Source organism: Pseudomonas sp. NY15372 (assembly GCF_048068215.1).
GTDB lineage: Bacteria > Pseudomonadota > Gammaproteobacteria > Pseudomonadales > Pseudomonadaceae > Aquipseudomonas > Aquipseudomonas guariconensis_A.
This window is the reverse complement of the sequence record NZ_JBLUPY010000004.1, coordinates 42,178-59,753: the sequence shown is the minus strand read 5'-3', so window position 1 is coordinate 59,753 and position 17,576 is coordinate 42,178. Positions and strand designations below refer to the sequence as shown.

Sequence of the window (17,576 nt, the reverse complement as noted above, 5' to 3'; positions counted from 1 at the left end):
ACCGTGATTAATGGAAGATTAAAGATGAAATTGCGCCTGCTTATTTCATCTCCTTCTATATAAAAGGAAGGCCAGTAAGGCCCAATCGCTGGCAAGCCAGCCCCCGCACGCACGATGTCACGTTCGTTTCGTCTCGATTACCCACGTTCGGGAGCACCGCGTACGAGAGCTGGCTTGCCAGCGATTGGAAAAACCATGGAGTCCGCTTCGCCGGCAAGCCGGCTCCCACAGGTACGGCGGCGCCTATGAAACAGCGCAGCACAGGTGGGAGCCAACTGTCTTGAGTTGCTTGCACCGGTCCTATCGCTGGCAAGCCAGCTCCTACAGGTACGGCGGTGTCTCTTAAGACAGCGCAGGCCTGGTGGGAGCCGGCTTGCCGGCGATCGGGTCATCGCAGCTATCGGTTCGTTACTCCAACGCGGCCGCCGGCCCGAAGAACTCGTAGCGGCTCTGCTGCTCCGGCACGCCCAGGCCTTTCAGGTGGCGCTTGACCGCCGCCATGAAGCCTTTAGGCCCCAGGAAGTAGGCGTCCACGTCACGCTCGCCCGGCAGCCAGTGACCCAGTTGTTCCTGGCTCAGCAGGCCCACGGCATCGGCTTCGCCGCTGCCGCCCTGCTCGTAGCAGTAGAAGCGTTTGAGCTGCGGGTGACGCGCGGCCAGGCCGTCGATCCAGTCGCGGAAGGCATGCACCGCGCCATTGCGCGCACAATGGATGAAATGCACCGGGCGCTGGGTCTGCAGTGCGGCCTGGAGCATGGCCAGGGTCGGGGTGATACCCACACCGCCACTGATGAGCACCAGCGGTTTGTCGCTGGCGGCCAGGGTGAAATCACCGGATGGCGGGAACAGCTGCAGCGTTTGGCCGACCATCAACTGGTCATGCAGGTAGTTCGATACCTTGCCGCCTTCTTCACGCTTGACGCTGATGCGGTACTGCTCGCCATCGCAAAGGGCCGACAGGGAGTAGTTACGGCGCTGTTCGGTGCCGTCGACGAACAACTGCAGGCCGATGTACTGGCCGGGCTCGGCCTTGAGTACCGGCTTGCCATCCACCGGAGCGAAATAGAACGAGGTGATTTCGCTGCTTTCCTGCTCACGACGCACCAGGCGGAATTCACGGGTACCACGCCAGCCACCGGCGGCCTCTTCCTTCTGCTTATAGAGGTTTTCCTCGGCGCCGATGAGGATGTCGGCCAGTTGCCCATAGGCTGCGCCCCAGGCGTCGATCACTTCCGGCGTAGCGATGTCCTTGCCCAGGACTTCCTCAATGGCGCGCAGCAGGCAGCTGCCGACGATCGGGTAGTGCTCGGGCAGGATCTGCAGGGCAACATGCTTGTTGATGATCTGGCCAACCAGGCCGCCGAGCTGTTCCAGCTGGTCGATGTGGCGGGCGTACATCAGCACGCCGTTGGCCAGAGCACGCGGCTGGTCGCCGCTGGCCTGGTGAGCCTGGTTGAACAGCGGGCGTACCTCGGGGTACTCGCTGAGCATCATCTTGTAGAAGTGAGTGGTCAGGGCTTCGCCGCCGCTTTCGAGCAGCGGAACGGTGGCCTTGATGATTGCACGTTGTTCGGCATTGAGCATTGCAACGACTCCTGAGCCTATGGCTTGAACTTGACTGCCTTGGCTATATCACCAATCGTGCCAACTTTTCCGGCCAATGAATCCGGGGGCTCCATACAAGGGGGAGTCAAAACGACACTGACCGGCGTATAGTCATATCGACCAACAGGAGTCCTTATGACTGCAAAGCCCCTCCTCACCAGCCTGCTGCCGCTGGTCAGCGACCTGTCCCGCGACCTACCCGACCAAGAGCGCTATCGGCGCCTGCTCGAAGCGATGCGCGATCTTCTGCCATGTGACGCCGCCGCGCTGCTGCGCCTGGATGGCGAATGGCTGGTGCCCTTGGCCGTTGATGGCTTGTCGGCCGACACCCTCGGGCGACGCTTCAAGGTCAGCGAACACCCCCGTTTCCAGATCCTGCTCAGCCGCAGCGGGCCAACCCGCTTCGCCAGCGACAGCGAACTGCCCGACCCCTACGACGGCTTGGTCAACGCGCCTCATGCCGACCTGGAAGTGCACGATTGCATGGGTTGTCCCTTGATGGTGGATGAACGGCCCTGGGGTCTGGTGACCCTCGACGCCCTCACCCCCGGGCAGTTCCAGAGCCTGGAGCTGGATGCCCTGCAAGCGTTCGCCAGCCTCGCCGCCGCCACTGTGACCGTGGCCGAACGTATCGAGGACCTGTCGCTGCGCGCCGAGGATGAACACCAGCGCGCCGAGGTCTACCGCCAGGCCAGTGGTCTGGACAAGGAGCTGATCGGCCAGAGCAAGGCGCACAAGCGCCTGCTGGAGGAGATCCGCCTGGTTGGCGGCAGCGACCTGACCGTGCTGATCACCGGCGAAACTGGTGTGGGCAAGGAGCTGGTGGCCCAGGCCCTGCACCGCGCCAGCGCCCGGGCCGACAAACCGCTGATCAGCCTCAACTGCGCAGCCCTGCCCGACACGCTGGTGGAAAGCGAACTGTTCGGCCATGTGCGTGGCGCCTTCACCGGCGCCCATGGCGAACGCCGGGGCAAGTTCGAGCTGGCCAACGGCGGCACGCTGTTCCTCGACGAGGTGGGCGAGCTGCCATTGGCCGTGCAGGCCAAGCTGCTGCGCGTGTTGCAGAGCGGGCAACTGCAGCGCCTGGGTTCGGACCGGGAGCACCGGGTCGACGTGCGCCTGATCGCCGCCACCAACCGCGACCTGGCCGAGGAGGTGCGCAACGGTAAGTACCGCGCCGACTTCTATCATCGCCTGAGCGTCTACCCGCTGCAGGTCCCGCCATTGCGCGAGCGCGGTCGCGACGTGTTGCTGATCGCCGGCTATTTCCTCGAGCAGAACCGCTCGCGCTTGGGCCTGAACAGCTTGCGCCTGAGCACCGACGCCCAGGCCGCCCTGCTGGCCTACGACTGGCCCGGCAATGTACGCGAACTCGAGCACCTGATCGGCCGCTCGGCGCTCAAGGCGCTCGGCCAGCATGCCCAGCGCCCGCGGATCCTGACCCTGGAAGCCAGCGACCTGGACCTGCGCCCTGCCCTGCCGGCCAACGCCGAGCCGACACCGTCGCTCGCCGCACCACAGGCCAGTCTGCCCCAGGGCGGCCTGCGCGAGGCGGTGGACGATTACCAGCGACGCTTGATCGAGGCCTGCCTGGTCAAGCACCAAGACAACTGGGCGTCGGCAGCACGGGAGCTAGGGCTGGACCGGGCCAACCTCAGCCGGCTGGCCAAGCGACTGGGCCTGCGCTGAGCGAAGCGGCCCAATCGCGGGACAAGTCGGACCGCGATGGGGCCATCGACCTAAAGCCTGACCCGAACAGGCCGATAACCCGGCATCCTCCTTTATTCCCGACAGACTCGAAGGTTGCCCATGGCCACGCAAAACGCCCGTGCGGACTCGTTGTCCCTGCTGCTGTTCACCCTGCGCAGCGGCAAGCTGATGGCGATCAACCTGCTCAAGGTCAGCGAAATCATCCCCTGCCCGTCGCTGACCAAGCTGCCGGAGTCGCACCCCCACGTCAAAGGCGTGGCCACCCTGCGTGGCAACCCGCTGTCGGTGATCGACCTGTCCCGCGCCATCGGCGAACAGCCCCTGGCCGACCCGGATGGCGGCTGCCTGATCGTCACCGAGATCAGCCGCTCGCGCCAAGGCCTGCACGTACAGGCGGTGAGCCGCATCGTGCACTGCCTGAGCACCGACATAAAACCACCGCCCTACGGCTCCGGCCCCCGTTCGTTCATCACCGGCGTCACCCGCGTGGACAACACCTTGGTCCAGGTACTGGACATCGAAAAGGTCATCCATGCCATTGCCCCGCCAGAACCCGAGCCCCATCCGGGCGAGCTCAGCGAAGAAGATGCCAGCCTCTTGGCCGCCGCCAACATCCTGGTGGTGGACGACAGCCAGGTCGCGCTGCAGCAATCGGTCCATACCCTGCGCAACCTGGGCATCGAATGCCATACCGCGCGCAGCGCCAAGGATGCGATCAACGTGCTGCTGGAGCTACAAGGCACCGAGCGGGAGATCAATATCATCGTCTCGGATATCGAGATGTCCGAGATGGACGGCTACGCCTTCACCCGTACCCTGCGTGAAAGCCCGGACTTCCAGCACCTCTACGTGCTGCTGCACACTTCGCTGGACAGCACCATGAGCGCCGAGAAGGCCAAGCTGGCCGGAGCCAATGCCATCCTCACCAAGTTCTCCTCGCCAGAGTTGACCGACTGCCTGGTGGTGGCGGCGCGCACGGTGGTGTTTGCCGAGCACTGAGATCCCAGGTAACCAACACCTGGGCTTGCAGGCAGGGTGTGCTCGGGCATAATTCGCGCAGCTTCCTTCGTCAGCGAGTGGCCACAACCCCGTGACCGAAAACATCCGTTTCGCCTGCACCGGTTGCGGTAAGTGCTGCACCGGCCACCATGTTCCGCTGACCCTGGGCGAAGCCCGCCAGTGGGCGGCCAGCGGCGGCCAGGTGGTGGTGCTGATCGAAGGCTTCGTCGTTGACGGCCCAGGCCTGCCCGCCGAGCAGCGCGACCATGTGCTGCGCCGTTCCTGCCCGGTGGCCTGCGGCGAAGCCGAGCTGCGCGTCTCGGTGACCTTCGCCGCGTTCAACCCCGGCCGCTGTCGCAACCTGGACGACAACGACCTGTGCACCATCTATGAAACCCGCCCGCTGGTGTGCCGTATCTACCCGGCGGAGATCAACCCGCACTTGCCACTGCGCCCGGAGAACAAGGACTGCCCACCCGAGGCCTGGCAACAAGGCCCCGAATTGATCCATGGCCGGATACCGGTGGACCCGCAGTTGGCGGCGCTGATCGAGGCCTCGCGCCAGGCCGACCGCGACGACATCGCGGCCAAGGTCGCCATCTGCCAGGCCCTGGGCATGACCACCAGCGCCCTCAAGGGCAACGGGTTCACTGCCTACCTGCCGGCGATGGAGCCATTCGCCCAGGCCCTGGCACAGGTGCCGGACGACAACCATGCGCCCTGGACGCTTCATGTCGAGGCCCCTGCCCTTGCTCAGGAGCTGGCCAGCCATGGGTTGCTGACCACCGCCGAGACGCCGGTGTACTACGCCTTCATCGGCTTCTGACGACACCCCTGCCAAGCCCTCAACTACGCGGGTTTGCGGTGAGATCCGGCTATTTTCCGACTTGATCATTACTTTTTGCGCAACAGTGCTTATCCAACTCAAGCCTGTTTCCGCGCCTGTGTTAGGACTAACTTACGCCTGTCCCAATTAACACTTGCCTTGCAAGAAGGTTGTTTCAAATGTCCAACAGTATGGGTATTGCCAGCGTTTTCGTCCTGTCGTCCCTGTTGCTGTCGCCCCTGGCCATGGCTGAAGAATCGCCGGCCTTCGTAGCCCGTAACGCCGAACTTTCCGCTGTTCACCAAGACGCCCGCGACGCCTATGCCGCTCAGCAAGCAGACGCGGCAAAAGACGTGCAGCAGACTGCCTCCAAGGTCGTTACCGATGATCAGAGCGAAAGTTGATCGACGACTTTCATAGCGCCTGTTTTTCCCTCGGCTAGCCCGTGGGCGCCTTGTGCGTCGATATGTTAGCCTTTTAAAGCCGCTGCCGATCAGCGGCTTTTTTTATGTGCCCGAATTATCAGCCACGCTGTTACGTATCCCATAAAGAAACTTGCAAAACCCGAAAACAACAACGCCTCACCGCCAGACCAAAGGAGCTCGTACCGGTGTCTTCCGCGTTTCGCTTTACCCCGTTGTTCGTTGCACTCGCCGCAACGATGCCTGTCGCCGCACACGGCGATGAAGCCAAGGCTGATGGCTTCATCGAAGGCGCAACCCTGAACCTGCATTTTCGCAATGCCTACTTCAACCGCAACAACCTCAACCCAGGCGTGCGTGATCTGCGCGAATGGGGCCAGGGTGCCGTCGCGCGCTTCGAGTCCGGTTACACGCCGGGCGTGGTCGGCTTCGGCCTCGATGCCCACGGCATCCTGGGCCTGAAGCTCGACGGCGGTGGCGGCCATGCCGGTACCAGCATCCTGCCCGAGCACTTCAAGGACAACGGTGAGCTGGGCGCAGCCCCACATGCCTTCTCCACCGCAGGCGCGGCGGTCAAGTTCAAGGCCTTCGACACCGAGCTCAAGGCCGGTGACCTGTTCCTCACCAACCCAGTGATCGCCGGCGGGGAAACCCGCATGCTGCCGCAGACCTTCCGCGGCGTGAGCTTGACCAACACCAGCATCGACGGCCTGCTGCTCGAAGGCGGCCAGGTCAGCTTCACCAAGCCCTACAACCAGAGCGGCCACCGCCGCATCGACACCTACTACGGGCAACTGGCGGACGGCACCAAGAGCGACCACCTGAGCTGGGCCGGCCTGTCCTGGAGCGGTACAGAGAACATCACCACCAACTTGTACGCCGCTGAACTGAAGGACATCTGGAACCAGTACTACTTCGATTTCGACTACACCTATGTGGTCAACGACCTGGTCAGCCTCAACCCCGGCCTGCACTTCTACCACACCCAGGACACCGGCCAGGCGCTGCTGGGCACGATCGACAACAACACCTACAGCCTGCACTTCACCGTCAATGCTGGCTACCACAGCATCACTGCCGCCTACCAGCGCGTGAACGGCAACACGCCGTTCGACTACATCAACCTGGGCGACAGCGTGTACCTCGACAACTCGCGCATGTACTCGGACTTCAACGCCCCCAACGAGCGTTCCTGGAAGCTGCAGTACGACTATGACTTCACAGGCATCGGCATCCCCGGCCTGAGCACCTCGGTTTCCTATTCGCGCGGCGAAGCCGACCTGACCAAGGCGGCCCAGAGCGACTACTACGGGTACTACAACGCCGATGGCAAGAACGCCATGCACTGGGAACGCGACCTGGACATCAAGTACGTGTTCCAGGAAGGCAACCTCAAGGACCTGTCGGTGCTGCTGCGCTACGCCAGCCACCGCGGCAGCCAGGGCTACGCCGATATCGACGACAACAGCGACAACGATGAAGTGCGGGTGATCGTCGACTACCCCTTGAACATCTTCTGACCTCAAGGCCCGGCGAGGGGCTGCGCCTTGTGGGAGCAACTATCTAGAGCTACTTGCCCAGGCCCTATCGCTGGCAAGCCAGCTCCCACATCTGGAAGCCGCGCAGTACCTGTGGGAGATAACCCATCCCTCCCGGGCTGCGCTGTCGCGCAAAGAACAAGCGGCTAGCGCTGGTCCCCCTGTGGGAGCCGGCTTGCCGGCGATGGGCTGCGCAGCAGCCCCAGCTGCAGCCGACAAGGCTCAATTGGACTGGCATTCGGCCAGGGCTCCATGTTTTCCGTCGACCGAATCTTGTTCGCCCCTGCGGGCTTCCCTAGAATACTGCCGCCGCGTAATGGCCCCGCCCGTGCAGTAGCGAGCATGCCCACCCGATCATCGCGTTCTTCCCTGTACAGGTCGCACCCCGAACTGATCCTCAACCTGGGCAGTTGCCTCGCCGTGCTCGCCATCGTAGCCATCGTCAGCTACCTACTGGCCCGCGAGCGCGACAGCGTCGAGCAGTCGGCCATACGTTCTTCGGGCAATATCGTCCAACTCATCGAAAGCGATATCCTGCGCAACGTCGAACTCTATGACCAGTCCCTGCACGGGCTGATCTGGGCGGTGAAACATCCCGAATTGCTAAACACATCGCCAGAGCTGCGCCAGCAGATCCTCTTCAACCAGACCTTCGCCGCCCCGGTGCGTGGGGATATCCTCTGGCTCGGCGCCCACGGCGATGTGCTGGGCGACTCGCTGCATACGCGGCCACGCCAGGCCAATTTCGCCGATACCATCGCCTTCCAGGCCCACCGCGACCGACCGGACCTTGGCCTGTTCATCAGCCCGCCGTTCAAGGCCCGTCTGGGCGAGCTGGACTGGTGCATCAGCTTCAGCCGCCGCATCTCAGGCCCCAATGGCGAATTCGCCGGCGTCGCCGCCGGCGCCCTGCGCCTGGACTATTTCACCGAGCTGTTCGAGCGCTTGGACATCGGCAAGGACAGCAGCATCAACCTGCTCAACACCGACGGCCAGTTGCTAGCCAGGCAACCTTCACGCCCGCAAGACCCAATGATCGGCAGCGACTACAGCGAGCGGCCCAACTTCCAGCGCATCCTCAACGAGCGCAGCGGCAGTTTCACCGCCAGGTCCGAGCACACCGGGGTGCAGCGCATCTATACCTTCGCCCGGGTCGCTGACCTGCCGCTGATCGTGCTGGTGGTGGATGCTTCCGATGAGGTGTTCCAGTCCTGGCGTCGCACCGCGACCCTGGTGGGCGTCGCCACTGGCATGCTGTGCATCGGTATTCTTTGGCTGACCTTGTTGCTGGGCCGCGAATTGCGCCGCCGCCAAGAGGCCGAGCGAGGCCTGGCGGCCCTTGCAGCCACCGATAGCCTCACCGGGCTCGCCAACCGCCGCCGGCTGGACCAGGTGCTGCGCCAGGAGTGGGCCCGCGCCCAGCGCAACCGCCAGCCGCTGGCCATCCTCATGGTGGATGTGGATCATTTCAAATCCTTCAACCAGCGCCACGGCCATGCTGGCGGCGACCATGCCCTGCGCGAGGTCGCCAAGACGATAGAGCGCTGCATCCGCCGCCCGGCGGACCTGGCTGCGCGCTATGGAGGGGAAGAGTTCCAGGTGGTATTGCCCGACACCGATCTACCCGGTGCCAGGCTGCTGGCCGAACGCATACGCGACAGTGTGCAGGCGCTGCCACCGTTCGGCGACGACGAGCGGTCGGTGACCGTGAGCATCGGCATCAGCCTGCATACGCCAGGCACCCAGCAAGACCTCACGGGCTTGCTGGGCTCGGCGGACGAGGCGCTCTACCGGGCCAAAGCCAACGGCCGCAACCGCGTGGAAGGCCCCACGGGTTAGGAACGTGCCCGCGCGGCGTCGCGCAGTGCTTTTACCTGGTCATGGTTGCGCTGCACGCCTTGCAGCTGTTTTTCCACCAGGGCATAGGTCTCGTCGCTGGCGGTGCGGCCAAGCTTGACCAGCTTCTCGCGCGCGTCCTTGTAGGCTTTCAGGGCAAAGTCCTCACCGCGCTCGACCTCGTTGAGCACCGCTTCCTCGCTCTTGCCGGTCAGCATCGACTTGAAATTGACCCAGCCCCGATGCAGGTCGCCGCTCAGGCTGGTGGAGGTTTCCGGGTCGCCGCCCAGGCGTCGCACTTCGCCTTGCAGCTCGGCGGCGGCACTGGCGCACTCGCCAGCGCGTTGGACGAAGAACGCCTTGAGCTCAGTGTTCTTCACATCTTCGGCCGACTCCTTGAAGCCTTTTTCGCCGTCTTTGCTGTACTCGATCAGGTCGTTGAGTACGTCGATCACGTCTTTGTTTGGATGACTCATGGCGCGAACTCCTTGGCAGGTGATAGTCCCTTGTAGAGGAGCAGGCATCGTGCCAAGCCAGGCAGAGAATATAATTCCCATTAAAAACAATAAGTTACAGCCAAAAGGCGCAACCGTTGACGAGGCGTTCTGCATGATTGCCGCTTGGGCGTTCGTGCACTTTGCAGTATGGTCGGCGCTTTGCACTGCCAGGCCGTCCAATGAAACCCGAATCCCTGCAACTGCTGGTTACCCGCACCATGCCCTTCGGCAAGTACCAGGGGCGCCTGATCGCCGACCTGCCGGGCGACTACCTGGCATGGTTCGCTCGCAAAGGCTTCCCGGCCGGGGAGCTGGGTGGGTTGCTGGCCCTGATGCACGAGATCGATCACAACGGGCTGGGGGAGTTGCTGGTGCCGTTGCGGCACAAACAGCCGCGCCAGCCTTGAAGCAGCTATCGCCGGCAAGCTGGCTCCGACAAGGTTACCGCTGCTCTTGAGCGCAGCGCAGAACCTGTAGGAGCCGGCTTGCCGGCGATTGGACCATAGACGCGAGCAGGGCCTCAGCCTTTCACCGGCGCCACCGCCAGCTCCACCCGCTCACCCTTCTTGATCACCGCATACACCACCGCCGTCAGCACGCTCCCGGCCAGGATCGCCACCAGGTACAGCAGCGCGTGGTTGATCGCATTGGGAATCAGCAACACGAACAAACCGCCATGGGGCGCCATCAGCTTGCAGCCAAAGTACATCGACAAGGCGCCGGTCAGCGCGCCACCAGCGATGCTCGCCGGGATCACCCGCAGCGGGTCCTTGGCCGCGAAGGGAATTGCGCCCTCGGAAATGAAGCACAGCCCCAGCGCCAACGCCGCCTTGCCCGCCTCGCGCTCGCTCTGGGCGAACTTGCGCCGGGCCAGGAAGCTGGCCATGCCCAGGCCGATCGGCGGCACCATGCCGGCAGCCATGGTCGCCGCCATCGGCGCGTAGCTCGACGATGCCAGCAACCCCACCGAAAACGCATAAGCCGCCTTGTTGATCGGCCCGCCCAGGTCGACACACATCATCCCGCCCAACAGCAGCCCAAGCAGGACGGCGTTGGTCGTGCCCATGCTGTCGAGAAAGTGCGTCAGGCCTTCGAGCATCGCCGCCACAGGTTGGCCGACCACATAGATCATCACCAGGCCCGTGAACAGGCTGGCGAGCAATGGAATGATCAGAATCGGCTTGAGCGCGTCGAGGCTGCTCGGCAGGCGCGCCCAGCGGCTGATGGCCTTGGCGCTGTAACCCGCCAGGAACCCTGCGACGATGCCGCCGATGAAGCCCGCACCAAGGGTACTGGCCAGCAGGCCGCCGATCATGCCGGGGGCAAGCCCGGGCCGGTCGGCGATGGACCAGGCGATATAGCCGGCAAGCAACGGCACCATCAGATTGAAAGCCGCCTCGCCGCCGATCTGCATCAACGCCGCCGGCAAGGTGCCGGGCTCCTTGTAGGCCTCGATGCCGAAGACGAACGACAAGGCGATCAGCAGGCCACCGGCCACCACCATAGGCAACATGAACGAGACGCCGGTGAGCAAGTGTTTGTAGACGCCGGTCTTCTCGCCCTTTTTCACGGCCTCGCCGGACGTCTCGCCCGTCGCCTCCACCTTGCCCTGGGCCAAGGCCTTGTCGAGGGTGGCGCGGGCCTGCTTGAGGGCGATGCCGGTGCCGCAGCGGTAGATGCGCTTGCCGGCGAAGCGCGCGGTCGGCACCTCGATGTCGGCGGCCAGCAGCACCACGTCGGCCTCGGCGATGGCCTCGGCGGGCAGAGGATTACGCGCCCCCACCGAGCCCTGGGTTTCCACGGTGAGCTGGTAGCCCAGCTCCTTGGCCGCCTGCTGCAACGCCTCGGCTGCCATGAATGTATGAGCCACCCCCGTGGGACAAGCCGTGACCGCGACGAGCCTGGGCACGGCAGCAGCCGGCAGCGCCTGCTCGGCGTCCACCGGCCGCAGCACCTGGGCTTTGGCTGCGGCCTCGTCGAGGAAGCTGCCACGGTCTGCCAAGGCCTGGGCAGGCGTGCTCTGGTAGACGCGCTTGCCGACGAAGCGGGCAAGGTCCACAGCACCGGTACTGACCACCAGCACCCAGTCGGCCTCGGCGATCTGCGCCGGGCTCAGGCAGCGCTCGGGATGCTCGGCATCCTGCACCTCCACGCTGGTGCTCCAGCCCCGTTGCTGGGCCGCCGCCGACAGCAGGCGCGCGCTCAGCACGCTGGACACCTGGCCGTTGGGGCAGGCGGTGATGATGGCGATGTTCATCGGCAACCCTCTTGTTGTTCTGTCAGTTGCACGGCGCTTTCCAGGCGCGCCAGCTGTTCCCGATCGCGAATACCGAAGCCGACCTGGCTCACCGCCTGCGCGGCGATGGCCGTGGCGCGGCGCAGTGTCTGCCCGGCCGGCTCACCCTGCAGCAGCCCATGGACCATGCCGGCGACCAGCGAATCGCCAGCACCGACCGTGCTGGCCACCCGCACCTTGGGCGGTTGCCCGTGCAAGGCCAGGTCCTGGGCGAACCAGCTGACGCCCTGCTCGCCCTGGGACACCACCACATGCTCGATGCCCGACGCCAACAGGCGCTGGGCAGCCGCACGCTGGTCGGCCGGGCTGTGCATGGCGGCACCGAGCGCCTCGCCCAATTCCTCGGTGTTGGGCTTGACCAGCCAAGGCTGGGCCTGGAGGCCTACGCGCAATGCTTCGCCGCTGGTGTCCAGGGCAACCTTCAGGCCTAGCCCCTTGAGCATCTGTAACAGGGCCTGGAACCACTGCGCATCGACGCCTCTTGGCAGGCTGCCGGCCACCACCACCGCATCGTGCTCTGCCGCCACCTGTTCAAGGCGCCGCATCAGGGCGAGCTGGGCGGCCTCGTCGACCTCAGGCCCCTGGCCGTTGATGTCGGTGACGCGGCCATCGGCCTCGACCAGCTTGATGTTGTTGCGGGTCTCGCCAGGCACCCGCACAAAACAGTCGACAAAACCGCGCCAGGCGATGAGTTCTTCGAACGGCGCCAGGTTGTCGCGGCCGAGAAAACCACCCACGGTCACGCGATGGCCCAGGTCAGCCAGCACCTGCGCCACGTTCAGGCCTTTGCCGGCGGCATGGCTGTGCTGGGCCTGGCTACGGTTGACCTGCCCCGGGTGCAGGGCCTGCAGGCTGACGGTGATGTCCAGCGCCGGGTTGAGGGTGAGGGTGAGGATCTTGGCCATTCAGTAACGCTCCACCAGCGCCCGTACCGCAGCGGCGCTGTCCTGTTGCAGGGCCTCGCGCGCCAGGGCGCGGGCCGTCTGGTGATCGGCCTGGCGAACCAGTGCCTTGACTTCGGCGATGCTGCGGGCGGCGACGCTAAGCTCATCCACGTCCAGGCCGAGCAGCACCGCGACCGCCTGCGGGTCGGCCGCCAGCTCACCGCACACGCCTACCCACTTGCCCTGGGCATGGGCGGCGCGCACGGTCATGTCGATCAGTTGCAGCACGGCCGGGTGGAGGCCGTCGGCCTGTGCCGAGAGGCTTGGGTGGCCACGGTCGATGGCGAGGGTGTATTGAGTCAGATCGTTGGTGCCGATACTGAAGAAGTCCACCTCACGGGCCAGCTGTGGTGCCAGCAAGGCAGCCGATGGCACCTCGACCATGATGCCGACCTGCAGGTCGGCGACCGGGATTTCCTCGCGCAGGCGATCGACCATGGCCTTGGCCTCGCGCCATTCGTGCACTTGGCCGACCATCGGGAACATGATACGCAACGGGCGATCATCCGCGGCGCGCAACAAGGCGCGCAGCTGGTCTTCCATCACCTGTGGGCGCTGCAGGGTCAGGCGCACGCCACGCACGCCGAGGAAGGGGTTTTCCTCGGCGGCGATCGGCCAGTAGGGCAAGGGCTTGTCGCCGCCCACATCGAGAGTACGCACCACCAGCGGGCGCCCGGCCAGGCCATCGAGCACGCGGCGGTATTCGGCTTCCTGGGTGGCCACATCCGGTGCCTGGGGGTGGGCCATGAAGATCAGTTCGGTACGCAGCAGGCCTACGCCTTCGGCGCCCTGCTCCACCACCTTCTCGATGCCGGTGCTCTGGCCGATGTTCGCGCACACCTCCATGGCGCGGCCATCGCGGCTCACCGCGGGTTCGTGGCGCTTGGCCCAGGCGGCCTGCAGGCGTTGCTCGCGCAGGTCGCGTTCGGCCAGGGCACGTTGCAGTTCGTCGGCAGGCGGCGCCACGCTGACCCGGCCACGCTGGCCATCGAGCAGCAACGGCGTACCGGGCTCTAGCAGCAGGATCGCAGCCCCTGCACCAACCACCGCCGGGATGCCCAGAGCACGGGCGACGATGGCGCTGTGGGCGGTGGCACCACCCTGTGCGGTGACGATGCCGGCGACGCGCGCCGGGTCCAGGCGAGCCACGTCGGATGGACCGACCTCGGCCATTACCAGCACATAAGGCTGCTGGGGTTCCGCTACTGCCTGGACCCCGCACAATTGCGCCAGCACGCGCCGGCCGATGTCGCGCAGGTCGGCGGCACGCTCGGCCAGCAGCGCGTCGTGCAGCGCCTCCTGCTGGCGCGCGGCGCTGTCGATGACGGTCATCCAGGCGGCTGCGGCGCTTTCACCCTGCGCCAGCCGCTGCTCGACCTCATCGCCCAGGCCCGGGTCGGCGAGCATTTCCTGGTGGGTGACGAAAATCTCGCCGATAGCCTTGTCGCTGCGTTGCACCAAGGCTTGCAGTTCGGCGTTCACCGTCTCCAGGGCCTGGCGCAGCTTCTGACGCTCCTGGGCGGGCGACTCGCCGCGCAGGGGGTAATCGATCTCACGCTCGACATGGACATGGGCCGGGCCACTGGCGATGCCCGGCGCGGCACCGATACCCTGGACCAGGCTGCCGGCGGCAGGTGCCTGCAACACTTCGACAGCAACGGGCGTAGCCAGCACCACCTGCTCGGGCAGCGGCTCCACGTCTTCGCCCAAGCCTTGTTCGATGGCGGCAAGCAACACCGGCAACGCATCGCTCGCGATGTTCGGTTCGGCGATCAGTTCAAGCGTCTGGCCACGCCGGGCACCGAGGCTCAGCAGCTTGCTCAGGCTCTTGACCGATACCGCCGGCTGGCCGCTGTCGAGCAGGCGCACACGGATCTCGCCCTCGAAGCCCTTGGCCAGTTGCGCCAGCACCTTGGCCGGGCGGGCATGCAAGCCGTGGGGGTTGGCCAGGACGATGCGCGCACAGGGCCAATCGCTCGGCGCCTCACCGCCCAGCACCTCGAGCACGTCGCGGCTGTTGGTGGCCTGGTAGAGCATCTGCCCACGGCCTTCGATCAGCACCTCGCACAGGCGCTCGAGCAACGCCTGGTGGGCAACGCCCAGGCTGGCCAGGCAGAACAGGCCATTGAGCGGCTGGTCGCGATAGCGCAGCGGCTGCTGCGGCGTGACGAAAGCCAGACCCGGCTGGCGCACCTGGCGTTCGCTGTGCAGCCACCACAGGCCTTCGCCCAAGGGCAGCGGCTCGGCCTGCTGCAGCACGCTGGCAAAGCCTGCCTCGACGCACCCGGCGCGCTGCAACAGGCGTGCGCCACGCCAGGCCAGTTCATCGAAATCTTCAGCCGCCAGGTTCAGGCCCACCAGCTGCGCATCGAGCGCCAGCGCCTGGGGCGCGCCTTGCAGCAGCTTGAGCAGGGCCTCGGCGGAACTGGCGCGGCGCAAGGCCTCGGCCAGGTCGGTCTCGCCCAGGGCACGGGTCAGCAATTGCAACAGGCGCAGGTGTTCGTCGGAGCGGGCCGCGATGCCGATGGCCAGGTAGACGACCTGGCCATCGCCCCATTCGACCCCCTCGGGAAACTGCAGCAGGCGCACGCCGGTGGCGAACACCTGGTCACGGGTCTGCGGGGTGCCGTGGGGAATGGCGATACCCTGGCCGAGGAAGGTCGAGCCTTGCGCCTCGCGAGCCTCGAGCCCTTGCAGGTAACCTTCGGCGACCAGTCCATCAGCGACCAGCCGATCGGCCAGCAGACGCAGCGCCTGGGCCTTGTCGGCGGCCACCTGGCCCATGGCGATCTGCTCCTGAGCGAGCTCCAGCATGACCTTCTCCTTTTGCAGCCCCGGGGTCGGGTACTGAGGTATTGTTGTGAAATTCACGAAAAGGGCCAGTGCAACGACCTTGCGCGGGTGGCAAGCCGCGGCAGGTAAATCACCTGCTGAATCGTTTAACCTGACCAGGAGGCCACGTTACTCGATAATCTTGCGACGAAAAAGCCCCATCCTGTCGGACAATTGCGACAATGGTCGCCTGCGCACGGCCTGGCCCTTGAGTCACAGTACCCGGTCAAGTCCGCAGCAGCCCCGGTAATAACAAGGAAAATTCGGTGAAACTCAGCGATATCGCCCGTCTGGCCGGTGTGTCCGTGACCACCGCCAGCTACGTCATCAATGGCAAGGCCGAACAGCAGCGCATCAGCAACAGCACGGTCGAGCGCGTGCGCGCGGTGGTCGAAGCCCACGGCTTCACACCCAACCCGCAGGCTGCCGGCCTGCGCAGCCGGCACACCCGGACCCTGGGCTTCATTCTCCCGGATCTGGAAAACCCCAGCTATGCCCGCATTGCCAAGCAGCTCGAGCAGGGCGCCCGCGCCCGTGGCTACCAGTTGCTGATCGCCAGCAGCGATGACCAGCCGGACAGCGAACGGCAGTTGCAGCAATTGTTCCGCGCGCGCCGCTGCGATGCGTTGTTCGTCGCCAGCTGCCTGCCGCCGGACGACGACAGCTACCGCGAATTGCAGGACAAGGGCCTGCCGGTGATCGCCATCGACCGGCGCATGGACCCAGCGCACTTCTGCTCGGTGATCAGCGACGACCGCGATGCCAGCCGCCAACTGGCCCAGAGCCTGCTGGACACCCACCCTCGCACCATCGCCCTGATTGGCGCCCGCCCGGAGCTGTCGGTCAGCCAGGCCCGCGCTGGCGGTTTCGACGAAGCGCTGCAACCGTTTAGTGGCCAGGTACGCCGCTACCAGGGCGAGGCCTTCAGCCGTGAATGCGGCCAACGCCTAATGCTGCAATTGATCGAGGACTTCGGCGGCCTGCCCGATGCCCTGGTCACCACGTCCTACGTGCTGCTGCAAGGCGTGTTCGACACCCTGCAGGCACGCCCGGCCGATTCGCGCCAACTGCAGCTGGGTACCTTCGGTGACAACCAGCTGCTGGACTTCCTGCCGCTGCCGGTCAACGCCATGGCCCAGCAGCACGGACTGATCGCCGCCACCGCCTTGGAGCTCGCCCTGGCCGCCATCGAGGACAAACGCTACGAGCCCGGTGTGCATGCCGTGGCACGTACCTTCAAGCAACGCATCAGCGCAGGCTGACCATGCGCCTGATCGACACCCATACCCACCTGGACTTTCCCGACTTCGATGCCGACCGCCAGCGCCTGCTGGCCAACGCGCAGGCCCTCGGCGTAGAGCGCATGGTGGTGCTGGCTGTGTACGAAGGCAACTGGCAACGTGTGTGGGACTTGGCTTGCAGCACGCCCAACCTGCATGCCGCGCTCGGGCTGCACCCGGTGTACCTCGACCAGCACCGCCCCGAGCACCTGGCCCAGCTGCGCGACTGGCTAGAGCGCCTGCACGGCGACCCGCGCCTGTGTGCGGTGGGCGAGTTCGGCCTGGACTTCTACCTGCCAGAACTGGACAAGGGCCGTCAGCAAGCGCTGTTCGAAGCGCAGTTGCAACTGGCCTGCGACTTCGCCCTGCCCGCCCTGCTGCATGTACGCCGCAGCCACGCTCAGGTGATCGCCACCCTCAAGCGCTACCGACCCGCCCGCGCCGGGATCATCCATGCCTTCGCCGGCAGCTACGAGGAGGCCCGCGAGTACATCAGGCTGGGCTTCAAGCTGGGCCTGGGCGGTGCCGCCACCTGGCCCCAGGCACTGCGCCTGCGCAAGACCTTACCGCGGTTGCCGCTGGAAAGCGTGGTGCTGGAGACCGATGCGCCGGACATGGCGCCGGCGATGTTCCCCGGCGTGCGCAACAGCCCGGAGCACCTGCCGCAGATCGCCGGCGCACTGGCCGAGGTGATGGGCATCGAGGCCGAACGGTTGGCGCACGTCAGCAGCCGCAATGCCTGTGAGGTATTTGGCTGGTAGCACCGGCCCAATCGCGGGACGAGCCCGTTC

At 65.4% G+C, this 17,576-nt stretch carries 14 protein-coding genes; 9 read left to right on the top strand and 5 right to left on the bottom strand.

Going from position 1 to position 17,576, the window contains the following annotated elements:
* Positions 1 to 408 precede the first annotated feature (408 nt).
* Positions 409 to 1,584 carry an NO-inducible flavohemoprotein gene (gene hmpA, locus ACNFG0_RS04765; protein ID WP_416764121.1) on the bottom strand — a complete coding sequence of 392 codons (1,176 nt, stop codon included), beginning with the start codon at positions 1,582 to 1,584 and terminating at the stop codon, positions 409 to 411.
* A gap of 156 nt (positions 1,585 to 1,740) precedes the next feature.
* Between hmpA and norR the strand changes: the two genes are divergently transcribed.
* From norR to ACNFG0_RS04735, 6 genes are all read left to right on the top strand, one after another.
* Complete coding sequence (gene norR / locus ACNFG0_RS04760; RefSeq protein ID WP_416764119.1) at positions 1,741 to 3,294, top strand: nitric oxide reductase transcriptional regulator NorR; 1,554 nt, start codon at positions 1,741 to 1,743, stop codon at positions 3,292 to 3,294.
* 120 nt (positions 3,295 to 3,414) lie between these two features.
* Entirely contained in the window at positions 3,415 to 4,314 is a 900-nt protein-coding gene (locus ACNFG0_RS04755) for a chemotaxis protein (RefSeq protein WP_416764118.1), read from the top strand.
* A gap of 91 nt (positions 4,315 to 4,405) precedes the next feature.
* Positions 4,406 to 5,140, top strand: coding sequence for a YkgJ family cysteine cluster protein (locus ACNFG0_RS04750; RefSeq protein WP_416764116.1), 735 nt, complete (start codon positions 4,406 to 4,408; stop codon positions 5,138 to 5,140).
* Between the two features lie 179 nt (positions 5,141 to 5,319).
* On the top strand, positions 5,320 to 5,544 hold the full coding sequence (locus tag ACNFG0_RS04745; RefSeq protein WP_196154573.1) for a hypothetical protein: 225 nt from the start codon (positions 5,320 to 5,322) through the stop codon (positions 5,542 to 5,544).
* 206 nt (positions 5,545 to 5,750) lie between these two features.
* Positions 5,751 to 7,082, top strand: coding sequence for an OprD family porin (locus ACNFG0_RS04740; protein WP_416764114.1), 1,332 nt, complete (start codon positions 5,751 to 5,753; stop codon positions 7,080 to 7,082).
* A 360-nt stretch (positions 7,083 to 7,442) separates the two neighbouring features.
* On the top strand, positions 7,443 to 8,939 hold the full coding sequence (locus ACNFG0_RS04735; RefSeq protein ID WP_196143687.1) for a sensor domain-containing diguanylate cyclase: 1,497 nt from the start codon (positions 7,443 to 7,445) through the stop codon (positions 8,937 to 8,939).
* Here the strand turns inward: ACNFG0_RS04735 and ACNFG0_RS04730 are convergent.
* Positions 8,936 to 9,412, bottom strand: a complete 477-nt coding sequence (locus ACNFG0_RS04730; protein ID WP_084858530.1) for a ferritin-like domain-containing protein — start codon at positions 9,410 to 9,412, stop codon at positions 8,936 to 8,938. The genes ACNFG0_RS04735 and ACNFG0_RS04730 overlap by 4 nt on opposite strands.
* A gap of 200 nt (positions 9,413 to 9,612) precedes the next feature.
* On the opposite strand from ACNFG0_RS04730, the gene ACNFG0_RS04725 reads away from it, so the two are divergent.
* Positions 9,613 to 9,840 carry a DUF3820 family protein gene (locus tag ACNFG0_RS04725; RefSeq protein ID WP_196154577.1) on the top strand — a complete coding sequence of 76 codons (228 nt, stop codon included), beginning with the start codon at positions 9,613 to 9,615 and terminating at the stop codon, positions 9,838 to 9,840.
* A 113-nt stretch (positions 9,841 to 9,953) separates the two neighbouring features.
* Here the strand turns inward: ACNFG0_RS04725 and ACNFG0_RS04720 are convergent, their stop codons facing one another.
* The 3 genes from ACNFG0_RS04720 to ptsP are packed head-to-tail and all read right to left on the bottom strand — an operon-like array spanning position 9,954 to position 15,487.
* Entirely contained in the window at positions 9,954 to 11,690 is a 1,737-nt protein-coding gene (locus ACNFG0_RS04720) for a PTS fructose-like transporter subunit IIB (RefSeq protein WP_416764112.1), read from the bottom strand.
* Positions 11,687 to 12,634 carry a 1-phosphofructokinase gene (gene pfkB / locus ACNFG0_RS04715; RefSeq protein WP_416764110.1) on the bottom strand — a complete coding sequence of 316 codons (948 nt, stop codon included), beginning with the start codon at positions 12,632 to 12,634 and terminating at the stop codon, positions 11,687 to 11,689. Before pfkB ends, ACNFG0_RS04720 begins: the two co-directional genes overlap by 4 nt.
* Positions 12,635 to 15,487 carry a phosphoenolpyruvate--protein phosphotransferase gene (ptsP, locus tag ACNFG0_RS04710; protein ID WP_416764109.1) on the bottom strand — a complete coding sequence of 951 codons (2,853 nt, stop codon included), beginning with the start codon at positions 15,485 to 15,487 and terminating at the stop codon, positions 12,635 to 12,637. It abuts the gene before it with no gap.
* Between the two features lie 284 nt (positions 15,488 to 15,771).
* On the opposite strand from ptsP, the gene cra reads away from it, so the two are divergent.
* Together cra and ACNFG0_RS04700 are read left to right on the top strand one after the other, a co-directional pair.
* Entirely contained in the window at positions 15,772 to 16,767 is a 996-nt protein-coding gene (cra, locus tag ACNFG0_RS04705; protein ID WP_196143692.1) for a catabolite repressor/activator, read from the top strand.
* 2 nt (positions 16,768 to 16,769) lie between these two features.
* On the top strand, positions 16,770 to 17,546 hold the full coding sequence (locus tag ACNFG0_RS04700) for a TatD family hydrolase (protein WP_416764107.1): 777 nt from the start codon (positions 16,770 to 16,772) through the stop codon (positions 17,544 to 17,546).
* Positions 17,547 to 17,576 lie beyond the last annotated feature (30 nt).